At 72.8% G+C, this 18,175-nt stretch carries 19 protein-coding genes and 1 pseudogene; 10 read left to right on the top strand and 10 right to left on the bottom strand.

Annotated features, from left to right (window positions below):
• Positions 1-7: 7 nt before the first annotated feature.
• From AB4Z14_RS06110 to AB4Z14_RS06100, 3 genes are all read right to left on the bottom strand, one after another.
• The gene (locus AB4Z14_RS06110) at positions 8-496 is read right to left on the bottom strand and encodes a DUF1269 domain-containing protein (protein WP_442274432.1); all 489 of its coding nucleotides are present in this window, start codon (positions 494-496) and stop codon (positions 8-10) included.
• A gap of 163 nt (positions 497-659) precedes the next feature.
• Positions 660-1,157, bottom strand: a complete 498-nt coding sequence (locus AB4Z14_RS06105) for a DUF427 domain-containing protein (RefSeq protein WP_442274431.1) — start codon at positions 1,155-1,157, stop codon at positions 660-662.
• Positions 1,154-2,389 (bottom strand): cysteine desulfurase-like protein, encoded by a 1,236-nt coding sequence (locus AB4Z14_RS06100; protein WP_442274430.1) that lies wholly within the window; start codon positions 2,387-2,389, stop codon positions 1,154-1,156. Before AB4Z14_RS06100 ends, AB4Z14_RS06105 begins: the two co-directional genes overlap by 4 nt.
• Positions 2,390-2,513: 124 nt before the next feature.
• Here AB4Z14_RS06100 and AB4Z14_RS06095 point away from each other — a divergent pair, with 124 nt between their 5' ends.
• Complete coding sequence (locus AB4Z14_RS06095; protein WP_442274429.1) at positions 2,514-4,301, top strand: FAD-dependent oxidoreductase; 1,788 nt, start codon at positions 2,514-2,516, stop codon at positions 4,299-4,301.
• Positions 4,294-5,673, top strand: coding sequence for an adenylate/guanylate cyclase domain-containing protein (locus AB4Z14_RS06090; RefSeq protein ID WP_442274428.1), 1,380 nt, complete (start codon positions 4,294-4,296; stop codon positions 5,671-5,673). The genes AB4Z14_RS06095 and AB4Z14_RS06090 overlap by 8 nt, the downstream gene beginning before the upstream one ends.
• Positions 5,674-5,743: 70 nt before the next feature.
• Here the strand turns inward: AB4Z14_RS06090 and AB4Z14_RS06085 are convergent, their stop codons facing one another.
• Complete coding sequence (locus tag AB4Z14_RS06085) at positions 5,744-7,159, bottom strand: FAD-binding oxidoreductase (RefSeq protein WP_442274427.1); 1,416 nt, start codon at positions 7,157-7,159, stop codon at positions 5,744-5,746.
• A gap of 205 nt (positions 7,160-7,364) precedes the next feature.
• Here AB4Z14_RS06085 and AB4Z14_RS06080 point away from each other — a divergent pair.
• Positions 7,365-7,607, top strand: a pseudogene (locus AB4Z14_RS06080) (DinB family protein); the annotation flags it as partial.
• Positions 7,608-7,636: 29 nt separating this feature from the next.
• A complete protein-coding gene (locus AB4Z14_RS06075) occupies positions 7,637-7,888 on the top strand; it encodes a mycothiol transferase (protein ID WP_442274426.1) in 252 nt (83 codons plus the stop codon).
• 9 nt (positions 7,889-7,897) lie between these two features.
• Here the strand turns inward: AB4Z14_RS06075 and AB4Z14_RS06070 are convergent, their stop codons facing one another.
• Positions 7,898-8,617 carry a hypothetical protein gene (locus AB4Z14_RS06070; RefSeq protein WP_442274425.1) on the bottom strand — a complete coding sequence of 240 codons (720 nt, stop codon included), beginning with the start codon at positions 8,615-8,617 and terminating at the stop codon, positions 7,898-7,900.
• A gap of 221 nt (positions 8,618-8,838) precedes the next feature.
• Here AB4Z14_RS06070 and AB4Z14_RS06065 point away from each other — a divergent pair, with 221 nt between their 5' ends.
• Positions 8,839-9,663 carry a CPBP family intramembrane glutamic endopeptidase gene (locus tag AB4Z14_RS06065; RefSeq protein ID WP_442274424.1) on the top strand — a complete coding sequence of 275 codons (825 nt, stop codon included), beginning with the start codon at positions 8,839-8,841 and terminating at the stop codon, positions 9,661-9,663.
• A 117-nt stretch (positions 9,664-9,780) separates the two neighbouring features.
• Here AB4Z14_RS06065 and AB4Z14_RS06060 read toward each other — a convergent pair whose 3' ends face one another.
• Together AB4Z14_RS06060 and AB4Z14_RS06055 are read right to left on the bottom strand one after the other, a co-directional pair.
• On the bottom strand, positions 9,781-10,065 hold the full coding sequence (locus tag AB4Z14_RS06060) for a hypothetical protein (protein WP_442274423.1): 285 nt from the start codon (positions 10,063-10,065) through the stop codon (positions 9,781-9,783).
• Positions 10,066-10,197: 132 nt separating this feature from the next.
• A complete protein-coding gene (locus tag AB4Z14_RS06055; protein WP_442274422.1) occupies positions 10,198-11,238 on the bottom strand; it encodes a LysR family transcriptional regulator in 1,041 nt (346 codons plus the stop codon).
• A gap of 237 nt (positions 11,239-11,475) precedes the next feature.
• On the opposite strand from AB4Z14_RS06055, the gene AB4Z14_RS06050 reads away from it, so the two are divergent.
• Genes AB4Z14_RS06050 through AB4Z14_RS06040 form a run of 3 tightly spaced genes read left to right on the top strand, consistent with a single transcriptional unit; the run spans position 11,476 to position 14,012 of the window.
• Entirely contained in the window at positions 11,476-12,276 is an 801-nt protein-coding gene (locus tag AB4Z14_RS06050; RefSeq protein ID WP_442274421.1) for an alpha/beta hydrolase, read from the top strand.
• Positions 12,277-12,278: 2 nt separating this feature from the next.
• Entirely contained in the window at positions 12,279-13,064 is a 786-nt protein-coding gene (locus AB4Z14_RS06045; RefSeq protein WP_442274420.1) for an SDR family NAD(P)-dependent oxidoreductase, read from the top strand.
• Between the two features lie 24 nt (positions 13,065-13,088).
• Entirely contained in the window at positions 13,089-14,012 is a 924-nt protein-coding gene (locus AB4Z14_RS06040; RefSeq protein WP_442274419.1) for an alpha/beta hydrolase, read from the top strand.
• Between the two features lie 65 nt (positions 14,013-14,077).
• Here the strand turns inward: AB4Z14_RS06040 and AB4Z14_RS06035 are convergent, their stop codons facing one another.
• Positions 14,078-15,430, bottom strand: a complete 1,353-nt coding sequence (locus tag AB4Z14_RS06035; RefSeq protein ID WP_442274418.1) for a S53 family peptidase — start codon at positions 15,428-15,430, stop codon at positions 14,078-14,080.
• A 149-nt stretch (positions 15,431-15,579) separates the two neighbouring features.
• Here AB4Z14_RS06035 and AB4Z14_RS06030 point away from each other — a divergent pair, with 149 nt between their 5' ends.
• A complete protein-coding gene (locus tag AB4Z14_RS06030) occupies positions 15,580-16,095 on the top strand; it encodes a GNAT family N-acetyltransferase (RefSeq protein ID WP_442274417.1) in 516 nt (171 codons plus the stop codon).
• Here AB4Z14_RS06030 and AB4Z14_RS06025 read toward each other — a convergent pair.
• Positions 16,062-16,889, bottom strand: coding sequence for a hypothetical protein (locus AB4Z14_RS06025; RefSeq protein WP_442274416.1), 828 nt, complete (start codon positions 16,887-16,889; stop codon positions 16,062-16,064). The two genes, AB4Z14_RS06030 and AB4Z14_RS06025, sit on opposite strands and share 34 nt — an antisense overlap.
• A gap of 233 nt (positions 16,890-17,122) precedes the next feature.
• Between AB4Z14_RS06025 and AB4Z14_RS06020 the strand changes: the two genes are divergently transcribed.
• Positions 17,123-17,461 (top strand): MmcQ/YjbR family DNA-binding protein, encoded by a 339-nt coding sequence (locus tag AB4Z14_RS06020; RefSeq protein ID WP_235509681.1) that lies wholly within the window; start codon positions 17,123-17,125, stop codon positions 17,459-17,461.
• 9 nt (positions 17,462-17,470) lie between these two features.
• Here the strand turns inward: AB4Z14_RS06020 and AB4Z14_RS06015 are convergent, their stop codons facing one another.
• Positions 17,471-18,046 carry a TetR/AcrR family transcriptional regulator gene (locus tag AB4Z14_RS06015; RefSeq protein WP_442274415.1) on the bottom strand — a complete coding sequence of 192 codons (576 nt, stop codon included), beginning with the start codon at positions 18,044-18,046 and terminating at the stop codon, positions 17,471-17,473.
• Positions 18,047-18,175 lie beyond the last annotated feature (129 nt).

Below are 18,175 nucleotides of genomic sequence, written 5' to 3'. Positions count from 1 at the left end.
GCTGGGTTCAGCGACCCCCGAAGGTCTCCAACAGGATCTGGCGCTCGCCTTCCGTGAGGTTGGTGGCGACGAGCTTGCTGTGGATCCCGCGGAGGCGCTCGCCGACGCGGTCGAGGTCGCCCTGCTCGGTGACGACGAAGAGCGCCGACGTGCCCGGGGTCAGCTCGGTGCGGATCGTCTCCAGCTGCTCCTTGGTGATGCCGGCGTCCTCCGTCATCTTGCTGATCGCCCCGATGGCCGCGCCGACGACGCCCCCGACGACCGGGACGAAGAAGAGCGCTCCGACCAGGACTCCCCAGAGCGCGCCCCAGCCGGTGCCACGCCACTTCTCGTCGTTCCCGTGGCTCATGCTGGGATGCTCGTCGCCTTCGGGCCAGGTGACGAGGGCGTGGTCGACGACCTTGAGGAACCCCTCCGCCTGACAGTCCTCGAGGACGGACTCGGCGTGCGCGGCGCCGTCGAGGTTGTCGAACTTCCAAACCGTGAAGGCAGCCATGTCCTGCTCCTTTGCGTGACGCCGCTGGCCGGATGGCCAACCGACGGTGGTCGAGGATGTGTCGTCGGAGCGTGCATGCGTCTGCGGACGAGCAGCCCCCACGAGATCCACCCTGCCGCGCGGCGCCCCCGCGATCCTCCCCCTCACAGGGTGAGGTCTGCCGTCACCAGCCCCACGAGCCGGGGCCGCCCTTGAAGGGACCGACGACGCGATCGGTGACCCACCCACCGTAGAAGCCGCCCTCCTGCGGCCGCACCTGCTCGCCGTCGACGAAGCACGCGTCGACGAGCCCCGGCATGACGGCGACGTGACCGGCGAGGACGGCATACGTCGGCACGGGGTCCGGGTAGGTCCACGCGGCCCGGGCCGCCCGCCGCCCGCCACCGACGACGTCGAAGTACGCCGCCTGGCCCTTCCACTCGCACACCGAGCTGCCCGGGGCGGCGACGAGCGCACCGTCGACGAAGGCGTCGAGCGGGAGGTAGTAGGTCGGCGGGTGGCTCGTCTCGAGCACCCGGAGCGAGGCCCGGGTGCGCGCCACGACCTCCCCGCCGAGGTGCACCTCGACGAGCTCCCCGCTCGGGTCGACGGCCGGTGGGCGCGGGTAGTCCCAGACCGACTCCTGGCCCGGTCCGGCCGGGAGCGGCACCGTGCGGCTCATCGGGCTTCCCCGCAGATCTGCTCGAGGCCGGACGCGAGCCGGTCGACGTCGTCGGCGCTGGTGTAGGGAGCGAGGCCCATCCGCAGCCCCCCGGTGGCGCCGAGCCCGAGCGCGTGGCTGGCCTCCCACGCGTAGAAGTGCCCGGCCGGCGCGTTGACGCCGCGTTCGGCGAGGGCGACGCGCAGGTCCTGCGGATCGTGGCCCTCCACGGTGACGAGCAGCGTCGGGGTCCGGCGCTGCGCGTTGCTGTGTGCCGTGAGCCCCGGGACGGCGCGCAGCCGCGCCTCCAGCGTGGCGAGGAGGCCGTCCTCGTGGGCCTCGAGCGCGGCGAAGGAGGAGACGAGTCGTTGACGGCGGGGCTGCGAGGGGTCGGTGAGGGCGAGGTCGGCGAGGAAGTCGACGGCGGCCGTCGTGCCGGCGAGCAGCTCGTAGGGCAGCGTGCCGAGCTCGAACCGCTCGGGCACGGCGTCGGACGAGGGCAGCAGCTTGGCGGGGTGCAGCGTCTCGAGCAGCGCAGGCGCGGCGGCGAGGACGCCGTGGTGCGGGCCGAGGAACTTGTAGGGGGAGCAGACCCAGAAGTCCGCACCGCTGGCCGGCACGTCGGTGAGCACGTGCGCGGTCGCGTGGACGCCGTCGACCCAGAGCAGGGCGCCCGCGGCGTGGGCGATCTCGGCGATGGTGGGGAGGTCGGGGCGCGTGCCGATGAGGTTGGATGCAGCCGTCACCGCGACGAGACGGGTGCGCTCGCCGATGACCGCGGCGACCGCGTCGGGGCTGAGCTCCCCTGTGCCCGGGTCGAACTCGGCCCAGCGCACGCTCGCGCCACGAGCCTCGGCAGCGAGCACCCAGGGCCGGATGTTGGCGTCGTGGTCGAGGCGGCTGACGACGACCTCGTCGCCGGGACCCCAGTCCGACGAGAGCGTGCGGGCGAGCTGGAAGGTCAGCTCGGTGGCCGAGCGGCCGAAGACGACGCCACCCGGGTCGACCGCCAGCAGGTCGCCCATCGCGGCACGGGCCTCGACGACGACGCGGTCGGCCCGTCGCTCGGCAGCGGTGACGGTGCCACGGTTCGAGATGGCCGAGGTGAGCGTCTCGACGACCGCGGTCGCGACGGTGTCGGGCACCTGGGACCCGCCGGGGCCGTCGAAGTGCGCGGCACCCTCGTGCAGCGCGGGGCAGTGCCAACGGATCCGGTCGACGTCGTACGCGGTGGGTGGTCCCAGTGGTGCCATGGCCCCATCTTGGCCGAGGGGCGAGCAGATCGTTCGTTCGGACCCGCAGGCGGGCGGACCGTCCTACCGTCGACAGAGGGGTGGTCGCACGTCGTCCTGCCCGCCCACTGCACGGGGGGTTTCCATGACCCGTCCTCTCCTGCTCGTCGTCGACCACGACCTCGATGCACTCGCCCGGACCGAGGCCGAGCTGGCCCGGCGCTTCGGCGCGGACTTCCGGGTGCGCGGCGAGTCCGACAGCGCCGTCGCCCTGCACCACCTCGAGCTCGCGTCCGAGCGTCGCGACCCCGTCGCGCTCGTCCTCGCCGACCCGTGGCTGCCCGTCCTCGGGGGCGCCGAGCTCCTTCGGTCGGTGCGCACCCTGCACCCGGACGCCGCCCGCGCCCTGCTCGTGCCGTGGGGCGCCTGGGCCGACGGGCGCACGGCCGAGGCGATCCTGCGTGGCATGTCGCTCGGCGACATCGACTACTACGTGCTCCAGCCGTGGACCTCGCCGGACGAGCTCTTCTGCCGCACCGTCTCGGAGTTCGTCCAGGTCTGGTCGCGCACCGTCGCGAACCGCCGCCGCGAGGTGGTCGTCGTCGGTGCGGCCCGCGACCCGCGCGGTCATGCGGTCCGGACCCTCCTGACCCGCAACGGGATCCCGCACGCGTACCTCGACCGCGGCTCGGCCGAGGCGGTGGACCTGCTCCGGGCGATCGAGGCCCCGCGCCCGGACGACGAGGACGGTCCGCTCGTCATCTGGCTCGCAGCGTTGGGCGGTCGCGTCCTGCTCGACCCGACCGACGTCGAGATCTGCCAGGCCTGGGGCATCGGGACCGACCTCTCGATGCCCCGGGGCGACGGGGGCGACGGGGCGCGCGACGAGGTGCGCGAGGTCGACCTGCTCGTCGTCGGCGCCGGGCCGGCCGGTCTCGCGGCCGCGGTCTACGGCTCGTCCGAGGGGCTGTCCGTGCTCTGCGTCGAGGAGCACGCGCTCGGCGGCCAGGCCGGCACGAGCTCGCTCATCCGCAACTACCTCGGCTTCTCGCGGGGGGTCTCCGGCGCGGAGCTGGCCCAGCGCGGCTTCCAGCAGGCGTGGGTCTTCGGCGCGCGGTTCGTCCTGACCCGGCGCGTCACGGCGATCGACCGGACCACCGACGCCGACGGCACCTCGTGGTTCGTCGTCACGGTCTCCGACGTGGGTGATGTGCGGGCGCGGGCGGTGCTGCTCGCCACCGGGGTCGCCTACCGGCGCCTCGGGGTGCCGTCGCTCGAGGCCCTGAGCGGGTCCGGCGTCTACTACGGCGCGAACGTCTCCGAGGCGCACGGACTCGCCGGAGCGCACACGGTCATCGTGGGCGGCGGCAACTCGGCCGGCCAGGCGGCCCTCCACCTGCAGCGGTATGCCGCGGACGTGACCGTCGTCATCCGCACCCCGGACCTCTCGGCGACGATGTCGCGCTACCTCATCGACGAGATCGAGGCATCGCCCACGATCACGGTCGTCCCGAACGCCGACGTCGTCGACGGGACCGGCGACGGCTGGCTGTCCGAGGTCGTCGTCGCCGACCGCACGACCGGCGAGCGGCGCTCGATCCCGGCGGACGGGCTCTTCGTCATGATCGGCGCGCAGCCCCACACGGCGTGGCTGCCCGAGGCGGTCACCCGCGACCTGTGGGGCTTCCTGCCGACCGGCGCCGACGTGCGCGAGGCCGGTGCCTGGACCCTCGAGCGGCCCCCGTGCGCCCACGAGACCTCGGTGCCGGGCCTCTTCGCGGTCGGGGACGTGCGCGCGGGGTCGGTCAAGCGTGTCGCGTCCGCGGTCGGCGAGGGGTCGGTCGTCGTGTCGGAGGTGCACCAGTACCTCTCGCTCGTCGAGGCGGCGTCGCGGTCGAGGAGCTCGGAAGCGCAGGCCGACCCCGATGGCTGACCGACCCGGCGAGGGACGTCCCGGCGCCCGGCGGCGCGCGGCCGTCGGTGCCGTCGCGCTGACGCTGCCGCTGCTCGGCCTCGCCGTCCTGCGGCTCTCCGAGCAGCTCGACATGCAGTGGCAGCACGACCCGACCCACTTCTGGATGGTCCTCGGCGCAGCCGTGCTCAGCGCGCTCACGGCATACGGCACGGGGGCGGCGGCGGTGCGACGCGGGGACGTGCGCGTCATGTATGTCTCGCTCGCGTTCCTGTCCGCCTCGGGCTTCCTCGGGCTGCACGCCCTCGCGACCCCGCACATGCTGCTCGAGACCGCCTCGGCCGGGTTCAACATCTCCACCCCCGTCGGCATCGCCATCGGCTCGCTCTTCGCGGTCGCGTCGGTGCGCGAGGTGGAGGCCGACCGGGCGGCCGCCGAGATGCGGCGGGCGCGGATGCTGCGCGTCGCCCTGCTCGTCACGATGGTCGTGTGGGGCGTCGCCTCGCTGCTGCGGCTCGGGCCGTTCGGCGCCGGGCCGGGGCTCGCCCGCGACTCCCCGCCGATGGTCGTCGCGGGCGTCGTGTCGGTCGTGCTCTTCGGGGTGGCAGCCGTGACGTACGTACGCCTCTGGTGGCAGCGCGGTGGGCTGCTGCCCGCGGCGATGGCCTCGGCGATGGTGCTCCTCGCCGAGGCGATGGTCGCGATCGTGCTGGCCCCGAACTGGCACTACTCGTGGTGGGGCTGGCACGTCCTCATGCTCGCCGCGTTCGTCCTCGTCGCATGGGGGGCGCAGCAGTCGTGGCACGAGGAGCGCTACGCCGCGCTCTACACCGCCGACACCCTCGCCGGGCGTCGCGAGATGTCGATCCTCTTCGCCGACCTCAAGGGCTTCACGACCTTCTCGGAGGCCCACGACCCGAGCGAGGTCACCGACATGCTCAACGCGTACTTCACCGTCGCGATCCCGGCGGTCGTCAAACGGCACGGCGGCACGATCGACCGCCTCATCGGCGACGCGATCATGGCGACCTTCAACCGGCTCGGCGACCAGCCGGACCACGCCCGGCGGGCCGCGCAGGCGGGCCTGGACCTCCAGGTCGAGACGGCGCGGATCGCCGACCAGCACCCGGGCTGGCCGCGTTTCCGGGTCGGGATCAACAGCGGCGAGGTGCTCGTCAGCGTGCTCGGCAGCGAGGGTGGACGCACCCACACCGTCATCGGCGACGCCGTCAACGTGGCCTCGAGGATCGAGGGCCAGGCCCCCGTCGGGCGCGTCGCCGTCACCGCCGACACCCTCGCGATGCTCCCCGGTGCCACGACCGAGCCGCTCGGCGCCCTCGCCCTCAAGGGCAAGGGCGAGCCGGTGGAGGCCTTCGTCCTCGTGACTCTCTGACTCCCGTCGAGGTGATCGCGTGGGGCCCGTGGCTCACGCGATCACCTCGAACGCGTCGTCACTCGCGTCGTCACTCGGTGACCGCACCGTCCTCGAAGAGGCGGGCGACGCGGTGGTTGGCGAGGAATCGGTCGTCGGGGTCGTAGGCAGACCGGATCCCCTTGAGCTGCAGCCACGCCGACTCCGTGTAGCCCGTGCGGGCATCGACCTCGTTCTCGGCGAAGTTGAGGTAGCTGCGGCCCGTCGACCACGGCTCGAGGGAGCCGGTGAGCGCGTGGGCGTCGAGCTGTCCCTGCATCGCGAGCTCCGGCGTCGCCGCGATCGCGACGGCGAAGACGGCGTATGCCGCGTCGATCGTCGCGAGGGCGCCGTGGCCCTCGGGCGCACGGCCCAGGGCGCCGCCGAGCTGGCGCAGCTCGGTCGAGAGCAGCGACGACGTCGAGCCGGGGCCGACCTGCTCGAGGAGGGTGTCGATCGTCGCGTCGCCGAGCTCGCCGATGAGCGTCCCGTCCGAGACGGCGGGCGTCGGGCCCTCGGGGTCCATGTGCAGCCGGGTCAGCGACCGGGCCGGGACGCGGTCGAAGGTGTCGATCTCGGGACCGAGGCCGCGCAGCATCCCGAGGACCCCGTGGGCCTCCGCGTCGCAGCCGAGCACCGCCCCGTCGATGACGACGAGGGACCGGCCGCGCAACGGCTCGGGGATCGCCGGCAGCGGCGGGAGGTCGAGGAAGCGAAACGACGTCGTCACGGCGTCGGGGGCCTCGGGCGCCCAGTCGGCCCAGCGACGCAGCACGCGCTCGGCCTGGTCGCGGTCCCAGACGAGCATGCCGGCATACGCCGTCTCGATCGGGTAGAGGCGGAACTCGAGCGCCGTGACGACACCGAAGTTGCCGCCGCCGCCGCGCAGCGCCCAGAAGAGCTCGACGTTCTGCGTCGCGTCGGCGCGCACGTGCTCGCCGTCCGCGGTGACGAGCTCGACGGCCGTGAGGCTGTTGGAGGCGAGGCCGAGCTTGCGGGCGTACCAGCCGATGCCACCACCGAGGCTGTAGCCGGCGATGCCGACGTCCGGCGAGCTGCCGTGCAGCGCCGCGAGCCGGTGGTCGGCCGCGGGCTCGGTCGCGTCGATCCACAGGGCGCCGCCCTCGACCCGGGCGATGCGGCGGGTCGCGTCGATGGTGACGCCGCGCATCCGCTCGGTGCGGACGAGGACGACGTCCTCGAGACCGCGCCCGACGAGCGGGCCGGCATTGTGGCCGGTGCTCTGGGGGGCGACCCGAAGGTCGGCGGCCGCGGCCGCGCGGACGACGGCCTGGACGTCCGCGACGGTGCGGGGCAGCGCGACGGCGGCCGGACGCTGGTCGAGCGCGACGTTCCACGGCATCCGTGCCGCGTCGTAGCCGGGGTCGCCGGGGAGGTGGACCGCACCGTCGCAGAGTCCGGCGAGGCTCGTGGCCCGTCGGGCGGTGGGGGTGAGGGTGGTCGTCATTGCTGGTCTCCTGGGTCGGGGCGCCCGGCGTCGTTGCGTGTGGTGGGCGCGGGGGTTCAGAGACCGGACGGGCCGTCCAGATACATCGGGTGGCAAAGGTCCGTTTCGTCCGGCGCGTCTCTGGTGCAAGGGATCCGGATCCGCGTGGTGCCGGCACGGCCGGATGCTGTTTCGGCGTCGGATGCATGCTGGTTAGGTGGACGACATGACGACTGACATCGCACGCGACCTGATGCTCGACGGCTTCGGCCGCATCCGAGACGCCCTGCCGGAGGTCGTCGACGGCCTCTCCATCGACGAGCTGCTCTGGCGCCCCGACGCCGACGCGAACCACATCGCGTGGCTCGTCTGGCACCTCGCGCGCCAGCAGGACGACCAGGTGGCGCAGCTGACCGACGCGAGTGAGTCGGTGTGGACGGGCGACGGCTGGGTCGAGCGCTCGGGCTGCCCTACCGGGCGGACACCCACGGCTGGAGCATGTCCTCGGCCGACGTGGGCCGCTTCACCGTCGCCGACCCGGCCCTCTTCGCGGCCTACCACGCCGCGGTGCACGAGCGCACCGTCGCGCTCGTCGAGGAGCTCGACGACACGGCATACGCCCGCGTCGTCGACGACCGCTGGGACCCGCCGGTCACGGTGGCGGTGCGCCTGGTCTCCGTCCTCGACGACGCGGTCAAGCACCTCGGTCAGGCCGAGTACGTCCGCGGCCTCGTCGAGCGGCGCCGCTGAGGCCTCCGATCAGCGGCCGCCGAGGGCGGTCCAGGCGGCGGGCGCCGTGAGGAAGATGAGGATGAAGGCCCACCCGCCGGTGAGCCGCCGTCCGGTCGGACGCGTCTCGGCAACGCCGGGCGGCGGGCCCGAGACGAGCAGGAAGAGCGGGACGGCCACGACCGCCGCCGGGGAGAAGAGCGCCCAGAACCAGGCCCAGCGGGTGGCCCACCACGGCTGCGCGCCGTTGGACACCAGGGCGACGGTGGCGAGCCAGAGCACGAACCCGACCCCGGGCAGCCACCCGGGCACCCGCCATCCGGCGAGCTTCTGCCCGGGGTCGGACCACGTCTCGGCCACGATGCGCACGCCCGGGTCGAGTGCGCGGAGCGTCTGTTCGACGTCCGCCGTCACGACCTCTCGACCGCCGACCTCGCTCGGCGACGCGGCCGCGGGGTCGCTCGCCTCGACGACCTCGGCGTAACGGCCCAGGCCGCCCTCGCGCCACGCCAGCGTCACCGTCGCGTATCCGGTCGCGCCCGGGGGCAGTCCCCCTGACACGTGCACCTCCGCGATGCGGCCGGACACGACACCCTCACGGAGGTCAGCGAGGGACGAGGGAGCCGAGCCGAGCAGGAGGCCGCACCCGAGCAGCACGAAGCAGGCCACGAGGAGTCCGTAGCGGACGCGTCGCCACGCGTCCGGACGCACCCTCGCCAGCACCGGCCCCTGTACCGGCGATGTCGTCATGCGGAGACGATAGAGCGACAGGGGCGCCGATGTGTCGGTAAACGCCCCGGGATGTCTGACGGGATGTCTGACGGGATGTCTGACGCTCTCCGGCGCCGGACGTGGCCGTGGGGTCGTCTGGGGCGCCTGTGAACCGGGTGGCGAACGGTGTCGCCGGCCCGCTTCAGCACAGGTCTCGCACAGGTTGACGTGCGAAAATCGAGGCAATGAGAAGCCCAGTCGTGAGCCCCGTTTCCGCCGTCGCATCCCCGACCGACGGCGTCGTCAAGACTTCTCCCGAGGCGCTGCACGACCGTGGTCACGACCCGGTGCGGAGGCGTCGACTGGCGCTCATCGCCCGCGGTCGTCGCGCCCGGCTGGCCGCCACGGTGGCCGTCGTCTTCGCCCTCGCCGGCGTCAACGTGGCCAACCACGTGCTCGGCTGGGACACGATGTGGCTCGGCCCGGGCGGTGCCGTCGCCCTTCTGGCGTTCGCCCGGTGGCAGGGCCTGTCCTGGCACCAGCTGGGCCTCGCGCGGCACACCCACGCCCGCGGCATCCGCTGGGGACTCGGCGTCATCGCGGTCGTCGGGCTCGTCTACCTCGTCGGCATCCTGCTCCCGATGACGCGCACGGCCTTCCTCGACGCGCGCTACCACCTGCCCCCGGCCGGTGCGCTGCTCACGGCCTTCGTCATGATCCCCGTCGGCACGATCCTGCTCGAGGAGGTCGCCTTCCGCTCCGTGCTCTGGGGCTTCCTCTCCCGGCACGCCCGGATGTGGCAGGTGCTCGCCGGGTCGTCCCTGCTCTTCGGCCTCTGGCACATCTTCCCCGCCATGGCCTCGGCCACCGGCAACGAGGCGATCGGCTCCGCCGTGTCCGGGCTGGGCCCCTTCGCCAAGGCCGCCGTCGTCGGCGGCACCGTGCTCTTCACGGCGCTCGGTGGAGTCCTCGCCGGCGAGCTGCGCCGGCGCAGCGGCAGCCTCTTCGCGAGCGTCGGCATGCACTGGGCGACGAACTCGCTCGGTGTGCTCTTCGGCGTCCTCGCCTGGCGTCTCGCCGCCTGACGCACCGGATCACCCGCTCACCGGTGCGGGCTGCACTCACGGGGTGCGCGCTCGGACGATGAGTGCGTCGTGCAGCGTGCACCACTGACGAGGGCGCGCACCGCTGGACGCCTGCGCTCAGGCGCCGCCGACCGCCCCGGCGACCTGCGGGACGTACGTCTGCTCGGCGATCTCGTCACCGCACTGCGAGCAGCACCATCCGGTCTCGCGCTTGAGGTAGCTGTGTCCGGCCGCGCGGCAGGCCCGGCCCGGGCGGGCGTCGTCCCAACGCGGCCCGGCGCCCGTCGGCCGCCCGGCGCGGACGTAGGCCGTGGCGAAGAGGGAGCCGACGAGGATGGTGAGAAGGGCGAGGGGCCAAGCCGCAGCCAGGGAGGCTGCTCCGTCGACGATGACCGAGTTCATGTCGCGAACTCTCGTCGTCGTGGTGCAAGACACCGTCGGACACACCGGCAAGAACTCCGCAAGAACGGCGCAAGCCGCAGCACGGCAGACGGAGGTCCGCGTCTGGGAGGAGACCTGGGTCCGGGATCTGGGTCAGGGGCCCGGCGCCATCTCCGCTGCCGCGCCCGTCGCCGGACCCGTCCCGTGCCCGCCCGCGTCGGCTGTGAGGACCTCCGCCCAGGCAGGGTCGTCCTCCGGCAACCAGGCAGGGGCGTGTCTGCCGTCCCGCCCTGAGGCCAGCCAGCCGAGGTCCTCGGCCGCGCCGACCGAGACCTCGATGAGACGAGTCGTCGTCGCGTCCACGTCGTCCGCGCGCCAGGCGAGCGACCACGGATAGTACGGCTGGATCTCGTCGGGCCAGGACATGTGCAGCCCCTCGGCGACGTACTTCTCCGCGTAGCTGAGGAACTCGAGGTAGTGGATGCTGTCGGGTGCCCATCGAACGTGCGAGAGGCAGTGACTGAAGGCGCCCGGTGTTCCGAGCCACTGCATCGTGAGACCGAGTCGTTGCTCCAGGGCGGTCAGGTACTGACCGTGCGCGTTGTAGGTTCCGGAGCTGGGCGGGTCCCCGAAGACGTGCAACGGCCGTTCGCCGAACGACACCCGCCCCTGGTGCCCATCCTCGTGTCGGCCCACGAGCACGAGGGGTTCGAGGCGCAGGAGCCGGTGGCGCCAGCCGGTGGGGTGTGCGACCTTCATCCGCGGCGTGACGCGCAGGATGGCGACGTCGAGCCGGCCCTGCAGGAGCGCGTTGAGCTGGGTGACGCTGTCCATGGCGTGCTCTCGCAGGGGGATCCCCGGCTCGGCGAGCCTGAAGGCGTCGGCGACGACCTGGCTCGTGGACAGCTCGAACACATGGGCGATGCTCACCCCCTCGGGTCGGGTCCGTGCGGACATCGAGTCCGCCAGCGCCAGGAGCCGACGGGCGTCCACGAGGAACCGCTCCCCTCGCGTCGTCAGGGTCACATGCCGGCTGTCCCGCACGAAGAGGGGCTCGCCGAGCTGGTCCTCGAGCTTGCGGATCTGCTTGGAGAGGGCCGGCTGGCTCACGTAGAGCCGTGCCGCTGCACGACCGAAGTGCAGCTCGTCGGCGACCGCCACGAAGTAGCGCACCAGTCGAAGCTCCAGGTCCATGCCGACGCCTCCGTGGAGGCCGTGGACTGGATGGGCGTAGCGGGGTGTCGGTCTCCGTCGCCCACGCTATCGAGCCGGCCGCTGCCGGAGGGGATCTCGCGGTTATCGATCCGTTCGGAACGGGTCTTGGACGTGTGGCGACGGCTGCGACAAGACTCGGAACCGTCGCCGTCCCCTGCGACACCCCGTGGACGGCCAGGAGGTCGCCCAGCCCGCATCTCTTTCGGAGGCACCCTCATGCAGCCAGCCCCGCGCCCCGTCGTCTTCATCCACGGACTGTGGCTCCACAGCACCAGCTGGACCCCGTGGGTCGAGCTCTTCGCGCGGTCGGGCTACTCGCCCTCCGCGCCCGGGTGGCCCCACGAGCCCGAGACCGTGTCCGAGGCGCGAGAGCAGCCGGAGGCCGTCGCCGGGCTGGGCATCGACGACGTGACGGACCACTACGCGTCCCTCTGCGACGGCTCCTCGGAGCCGCCCGTCGTCATCGGCCACTCGTTCGGCGGCCTGATCGCCGAGAAGCTGCTCGGCCAGGGGAAGGCGGCCGCAGCAGTCGCCATCGACCCTGCGCAGATCAAGGGCGTCCTGCCGCTGCCGCTCGCCCAGCTGCGCGCCGGACTGCCCGCACTGGGCAACCCGGCCAACCGCAACCGGGCGGTCTCGCTGACGGGGAAGGAGTTCCGCTACGGCTTCGGCAACGCCGTGAGCGAGGAGGAGTCGGACGCCCTCTACGAGCGGTGGAGCATCCCCTCCCCCGCGAAGCCCCTGTTCCAGGCGGCGGCCGCCAACTTCTCGCTCCACTCCGAGGCCGAGGTCGACACTCGCAACACCACGCGCGGACCGCTCCTGCTCATCTCCGGGCTGGAGGACCACACGGTGCCCGACGCCGTCACCCGATCGACGCTGAAGCAGTACCGTCACTCCACCGCTGTCACCGAGCTGCGTCAGTTCGAGGGTCGGGGCCATTCGCTGACGATCGACAACGGATGGAGCGAGATCGCCAAGGCCGTGCTGGCGTGGCTGCGCGAGCAGGGACTCTGACCATGGATCTGGGGCTGGCCGGGCAGGTCGCCATCGTCACCGGCGCGAGCAAGGGGATCGGGCTCGCCATCACGCAGGTGCTGGCCGACGAGGGAGTCACCGTGGTGGCCGGCGCGCGCGAGAGCTCGCCCGAGCTCGAGGCGCTGACTCGCACGGGAACGGTGGACTACGTCGCCGTCGACCTCGGTCAACCGGACGGGGTGGCCCATCTCGTCGACGCCGCAGCCGGACACGGGCGTCTCGACGTCCTCGTCAACAACGTCGGAGCGGTGACCCCGCGCCTGGACGGCTTCGCCGCCGTGACGGACGACCAGTGGGCCACCAGCTACACGCTCAACCTCATGGCCGCAGTGCGCACCACCCGCGCCGCCCTGCCGATGATGCTGGCTCGTGGCCGGGGTGCCATCGTCTGCACGAGCTCGGTCAACGCCGTCCTCGCCGACCCGGGCGTCATCGACTACAGCGCGGCCAAGGCGGCGTTGCGCAGCTTCTGCAAGTCCCTCTCGAAGGAGCTGGGCCCGAAGGGGATCCGGGTCAACACCGTGAGCCCCGGGCCGGTGTCCACCGACCTGTGGCTCGGCGCCGGAGGTGTCGCTGCCGCGGTGTCCGCACGGCAGGGCACGGACCCCTCCGCCGTCGCCGCCGCAGCGGCCCGTGAGTCCGCCACCGGTCGCTTCACCCGGCCCGGCGAGGTGGCCAACCTGGTCGCCTTCCTGGCCAGCGACGTCGCCGGAAACATCACCGGAGCCGACGTCGCCATCGACGGCGGCCTCATCACCACGACCTGAGCATCCGAGCCCGAGGAGAACCACATGTACGGCAACCGGTCCGGCACCGAGACCACCCCATCGACAGCTGCGCCGCCCGACCACCTCCGAGAGACCGCCCGGACGAGGAGCAGACGCAGTGCCGGGAACGTCCAGCGGTCCTCCTGGCTGACCGGTGTCGTGGTGGCGGTTCTCGCCGCGCTCGTCGCCCTCCTCGCCGGTTCCCCGGCCCTGGCCGCCCCGGCCGCTTCCGAGTCGCCGCGATCCGTCTCGACGCTGCCGACCATCGTGCTGGTGCACGGCGCCTTCGCGGGCGCGTCCTCGTGGGACGAGGTCTCGTCCGCCCTGGGGAAGGACGGCTACCGCACGGTCGCAGTGTCACTGCCACTGTCCGGCACGGTCGCCGACATCGCGACCGTCAGGGCGGCATTGGACGCGGTCGCCGGTCCCAAGGTCGTGGTCGGGCACTCCTACGGCGGGTTCGTCATCTCCGACGCGACTGCCGGGCGCGGCGACGTGACCGCGCTGGTCTACACGGCAGCGTTCGTCCCAGCGGCCGGGGAGAGCATCATCGGACTGGGTGCGGGCTACGCGCCGGCCGCGTTCCTCGCGCCCGGTCACCTCACCTTCGACAGCGCAGGTCGCGCGACGATCACGTCGACGAGCTTCCGTGACGACTTCGCACAGGACCTGAGCCCCCGGCTCGCAGCCACCCTGGACCGTGCCCAGACGCCCACGGACCTCAGCATCCTGTTCGCGCCCTCCGGAGACGTGGCCTGGCCCACCATCCCGTCCTGGTATGCCGTCTCCGGCGCCGACCGGGTCATCGACCCGGCGCTGCAGCGCTACATGGCTGCCCGGGCCGGCGCGACCACGGTCACCTTCGACGATGCAAGTCACGCCGGCGGGTTCACGCACTACTCCGCCCGGTTCACCAAGCTCGTGGAGCAGGCCGCCACGAGGCCCTGACGGCCGTGGCCACCCAGCGGGGTGCTGGGTGGCCACGACACGGCATACGTGCTCGGAGGGGTCGGTCAGTGGATGAGCTGCCCCACGAGGTTCGAGACGTCCGGTGAGCCGAGGCCGGTCGGGTCGTCGTAGCCGACCTTCGCGTCGAGGCCTGGCCCGTGCCAGGCGTTGTTGCCCGACGTCACGTCGTGGAAGGCGAGCGCGTGCGTCGCCCCGGTGCCGATCGCGTAGAGCGCCGGGTTGAGGGCGCCCAGACGGTGACCCGCCTGCTGGTCGGCGAGGGCGCCGATCGCGGCCCACTGCGGCGAGCCGGAGCTCGTGCCGCCGTAGAAGTAGAAACCGTTGTCGTCCGGGTTGGCGTTGAAGCCCTCGTAGACGAAGACCGACGTGTAGACCGATGCGTTGTAGGACACGTCCGACGTCGTGCGCATCGCGTTGCCGTTGACGCCGGCCTGATAGCCGGGCACCGGGAAGACCGTGCTCGGGGCGCCGCCCGTCGCGCCGATCGGGCCGAGCGTGCAGCCGAACGGCTGGTGCACGGCGCACGACGCCTCGTCCCCCCACACCGTCTCGCCCTGGTAGGCGCCGGTGTCGCTCGCGAAGAGGTTCGTGCCGCCGACCGCCGTGACGAGCGGGTCGGAGGCCGGGTAGCCGGCCGCGAGGGCCGGGCCGCCGTTCGAGGCGCCGTCGTCGCCCGAGGAGGCGAAGAGCGAGATCCCCTTGGCGGCGGCCGCCGCGAAGTTCGCGTGCGACTGCTGGAGCTGGAGGTTGTTGCCCCTGCCCTTGATCGCGGCCTCGTCGGCGCCGTAGCTCATCGACAGGACGTCGCCGAGGTCGTGGTCGACGGCGTACTTCACGGCGACGTTGAGCGCGTTGCCGTAGTTGTTCGGCGCGACGACGAGGTTGATCGTCGCGTCGGGTGCGATGGCGTGCGCCCACTGGACGTCGAGGCTCGTCTCCCCCGCCCAGTTGAGTGGCTGGCCCCGGTGGGCCGTGCTCGTCTGCGGAGCACCTCCGGGGTAGTAGACGTTGAGGTCGGCCTTGGGCAGGCCGAACGTCTGGCTGAAGACGTCGAGGTCCGCACGGACCGTCGGGCTGCCGTAGGCGTCGACGACGACGATGCGCTGTCCCTTGCCGGTCCACCCGTCGGGGATGTCGTACGCCTTCCGGATGAGGGCCGGCGTGTAACAGGCGAGCCCGATCCTGGCCACGCACTGCGACGGTGTCGGCAGCGCGCCCGGCTTCGTGCCCGTGGAGAACTGCTTCGTCAGTGGGTGGACGGTGTAGACGATGTCGCTGCCGTCCGTGCCGGCGGCCGACGCCGCCGACCCGGCGGCGAAGGTCGTGCCGAGCGCGAGGGCGCTCGCGGCGAGCCCGACCCCCACGACGGTCCTGCTGCGCGTGGTGTGTGTGCGCATGCTGCCCCTTCCCTGTAGCCCCCGAGGCGGCTCGCTCGAGCCATCTCGGAACGTAGGTGCGGTTTCTGCGAACCGGCTGGGTGCCCCCTGCCGGTCACATGGGAGACATCTCGGACGACGGTCGGCCCGCGGCTGCGACACTGGCGCGCATGGACGGCTTCACGATCCGGGCAGTGCGCCCGGACGACTACGAACGGCTCGGCGAGCTGACGGCCGCGGCCTACCTCGACGACGGGCTGCTCGACTACGGCGACGCGGACCCCTACCTCGCCGTGCTCCGCGATGTCGGGCGTCGGGCCGAGCACGCCGACGTCCTCGTGGCGGTCGACGACGCGGGCACGGTCCTCGGCGGCGTGGCCTTCGTCGGAGCTCCCGGCCCGTTCGCCGACGTCGCGCGCGCGGGTGAGGCCGAGTTCCGCACGCTCGCCGTCGCGCCCGAGGGCCGCGGCCGTGGCATCGGGACGGCCCTCGTCCGCGAGTGCATCGACCGGTCGCGGGCCCTCGGACGGCGCCGCGTCGTGCTCTCGACCCAGCCGATGATGCACGCCGCCCACCGCGTCTACGAGCGCTTCGGCTTCACCCGCGCCCCCGAGCGCGACTGGTCACCGATCGCCACGCTGACCCTGCTCGTCTACGAGCTCGAGCTCGAGCCCGCCCGGGACTGAGCGTCGGCCGCCGACCGGGTGATGAGGTCGCGGACGGCCGCGACGATCGTCGGGTCCAGCGCGACGTGGGCCTCGAGCAGGCGCAGGAGCGTGGCCGCCGCGTGGGCGTTGCGCTCGTAGCCGGGCACGAGGTCGGCCAGCGGCAGCAGGTCCCGGCCGAAGCGACGCTCGACACCGCGGTCTACGACGAAGACGTCCTGCTGCGCGCCGTGCCCGAGCCCCAGGTGGCCGAGCACCGTGACCCAGCGGTCGATGGCATACCCCTGGATGAAGCGGGTCGCGGTCAGGCGCTCGCCGCGCAGGTCGCGGTGCAGCCCGACGTAGAGGTTGGTGATGGCCTCGCCGACCTCGTGCTCGAGCGAGGGCGGCTGCGGCAGTGGGGCCGTGGGGACCTCGAGGCCGGCGGGTGCGTCGGCGCGGCTCCAGTGGATGCGGCCCGGCGGGTAGCCGGCGGTCGCCATGTCGGCGAGGGCGAAGACGGCGTACTCGGCGAAGAGGTCGCCCTCGAGGAGCGCCTTGCGGCCGAGGTCGCTGTTCTCGAACGACCACACGACCGGGTGCGCGGCCTCGAGCCAGTCGATGTCGGCGATGTAGCGGTCGCGGGTGGCCGCGTCGTCGACGACGACGAAGAAGTCCGCGTCGGAGTGCTCGTCGAGGCGGTGCAGGTCGCGACCGACCGAGCCCAGACCGAGCAGGGCGACGGCGTCGCCGCGGCGGTCGAGCTCGGCGCCGAGGCGGTCGAGGAAGGCGAGCAGGCGTTGCGGGACGGTGGGCGGGGTGGGGTTGGACGGCATACGTCGTCTCCTTGTCGGTGTGTCAGGGAGTCGACGTTTCAGCCCGCCCGGCCCGGGGGCCGTCGAGGTCGCGACAGGGGCAGGGTATGCCGTCGCGTGCGTCCGCGGAAGGGGTCGGGCGGGGTGCCGGGCCGGGTCCGGGCGAGGGGGGTGAGGGAGCGAGCGGTCCCTCGGAGTCAGAGGCTTCGGACGGCGTGTCGCTCCGGCGTGCATGGCAGGGTGGAGGGGTGCCCGTGACCATCGACGACGTGCGGCGCGTGGCCGAGCAGCTCCCCCGTTCGTACGAGGTGCTCGTCCGCGACCGCGTGAAGTTCCGTGTCGGCAAGATCGTGTGGCTCGCGTTCTCCGCCGACGAGACGCAGATGGGGTTCGCCTTCCCCAAGGAGGAGCGCGACGTGCTCGTCGCGAGCGAGCCCGACGTCTTCCTCATGCCGCGCCGGTCCGACCTACGCTTCAACTGGGTCGAGGTGCGCCTCGACGCGCTCGACGTCGACCGGATGCGCGAGATCGTCATCGACGCCTGGCGTCTCGTCGTGCCCAAGACCGTGGCGCTCGCCCGCGCCGGCGACTGAGCCGGACCCTCAGGCGTCGAGCCCGGCGACCTGACGCGCCGTCACGACGAACGCCGGGGCCGTGACCTCGACCCCGTCGAGATAACCCCCGACGAGCGCGGCGTCGCGGAGCAGGACGAGCGCCGCCGCCGAGGCCTCGGGGTCGGGCAGCCCTGCGGCGCGGGCCAGCTCGGACAGGGACTGTCGGAGCCAGGTCCGGTGTGCGGTGACGATGCGCCGCACCGCGCTGTCGGCGTCGGGGAACTCCGCCGCCGCGTTGACGAAGGGGCAGCCGCGCGTGTGATAGCTCGTGATGTCGAGCGCGATGGTGTCGATGATCCGGCCGAGCAGCTCCGTCGGGGTCCCGCCGTCGGCCTCGGCGTCGGCGAAGTAGCCGCGCAGCGTGGCGTCCTCGGACTCGAGGTAGGCCACGACGAGCGCCTCCTTGCCGGCGAAGTGGCGGTACATCGTGGCGCGGGTGACGCCGGCCTCCTCGAGGATGCGATCGACGCCGACGCCCTTGATGCCCTCGCGGTAGAAGAGCCGGGAGGCGGCGGCGAGCAGGCGCTCGCGGCCGGGGGTCCGCGTCCTCGTCGGCTCGTCCACGTCGCCACGCTAACGCAGGTGCTCGACCGGCTCGCGCGGTCCGTGAGCCGGGGCGAAACCGGTGCGCCCGACCTCTGGCGCACGCCGACGGGAATGGCTACTGTAGAACGATCGTTCTGCCTGCTGGAC

The organism is Terrabacter sp. 2TAF16 (assembly GCF_052115065.1).
Taxonomy (GTDB): domain Bacteria; phylum Actinomycetota; class Actinomycetes; order Actinomycetales; family Dermatophilaceae; genus Terrabacter.
The sequence above is the reverse complement of the archived record's forward strand: the minus strand, read 5'-3'. Positions and strand labels throughout refer to the sequence as shown.

What these genes read in the sequence shown, in the direction of transcription:
- AB4Z14_RS06095 (WP_442274429.1), top strand. Translation starts at nt 2,514, where the DNA reads ATGACCCGTCCTCTCCTGCTCGTCGTCGACCACGACCTCGATGCACTC.
- AB4Z14_RS06030 (WP_442274417.1), top strand. Translation starts at nt 15,580, where the DNA reads ATGGACGGCTTCACGATCCGGGCAGTGCGCCCGGACGACTACGAACGG.
- AB4Z14_RS06055 (WP_442274422.1), bottom strand. Translation starts at nt 11,238, where the DNA reads ATGGACCTGGAGCTTCGACTGGTGCGCTACTTCGTGGCGGTCGCCGAC.
- AB4Z14_RS06045 (WP_442274420.1), top strand. Translation starts at nt 12,279, where the DNA reads ATGGATCTGGGGCTGGCCGGGCAGGTCGCCATCGTCACCGGCGCGAGC.
- AB4Z14_RS06025 (WP_442274416.1), bottom strand. Translation starts at nt 16,889, where the DNA reads ATGCCGTCCAACCCCACCCCGCCCACCGTCCCGCAACGCCTGCTCGCC.
- AB4Z14_RS06110 (WP_442274432.1), bottom strand. Translation starts at nt 496, where the DNA reads ATGGCTGCCTTCACGGTTTGGAAGTTCGACAACCTCGACGGCGCCGCG.
- AB4Z14_RS06035 (WP_442274418.1), bottom strand. Translation starts at nt 15,430, where the DNA reads ATGCGCACACACACCACGCGCAGCAGGACCGTCGTGGGGGTCGGGCTC.
- AB4Z14_RS06105 (WP_442274431.1), bottom strand. Translation starts at nt 1,157, where the DNA reads ATGAGCCGCACGGTGCCGCTCCCGGCCGGACCGGGCCAGGAGTCGGTC.
- AB4Z14_RS06070 (WP_442274425.1), bottom strand. Translation starts at nt 8,617, where the DNA reads ATGACGACATCGCCGGTACAGGGGCCGGTGCTGGCGAGGGTGCGTCCG.
- AB4Z14_RS06100 (WP_442274430.1), bottom strand. Translation starts at nt 2,389, where the DNA reads ATGGCACCACTGGGACCACCCACCGCGTACGACGTCGACCGGATCCGT.
- AB4Z14_RS06040 (WP_442274419.1), top strand. Translation starts at nt 13,089, where the DNA reads ATGTACGGCAACCGGTCCGGCACCGAGACCACCCCATCGACAGCTGCG.
- AB4Z14_RS06075 (WP_442274426.1), top strand. Translation starts at nt 7,637, where the DNA reads ATGTCCTCGGCCGACGTGGGCCGCTTCACCGTCGCCGACCCGGCCCTC.
- AB4Z14_RS06085 (WP_442274427.1), bottom strand. Translation starts at nt 7,159, where the DNA reads ATGACGACCACCCTCACCCCCACCGCCCGACGGGCCACGAGCCTCGCC.
- AB4Z14_RS06090 (WP_442274428.1), top strand. Translation starts at nt 4,294, where the DNA reads ATGGCTGACCGACCCGGCGAGGGACGTCCCGGCGCCCGGCGGCGCGCG.
- AB4Z14_RS06060 (WP_442274423.1), bottom strand. Translation starts at nt 10,065, where the DNA reads ATGAACTCGGTCATCGTCGACGGAGCAGCCTCCCTGGCTGCGGCTTGG.
- AB4Z14_RS06050 (WP_442274421.1), top strand. Translation starts at nt 11,476, where the DNA reads ATGCAGCCAGCCCCGCGCCCCGTCGTCTTCATCCACGGACTGTGGCTC.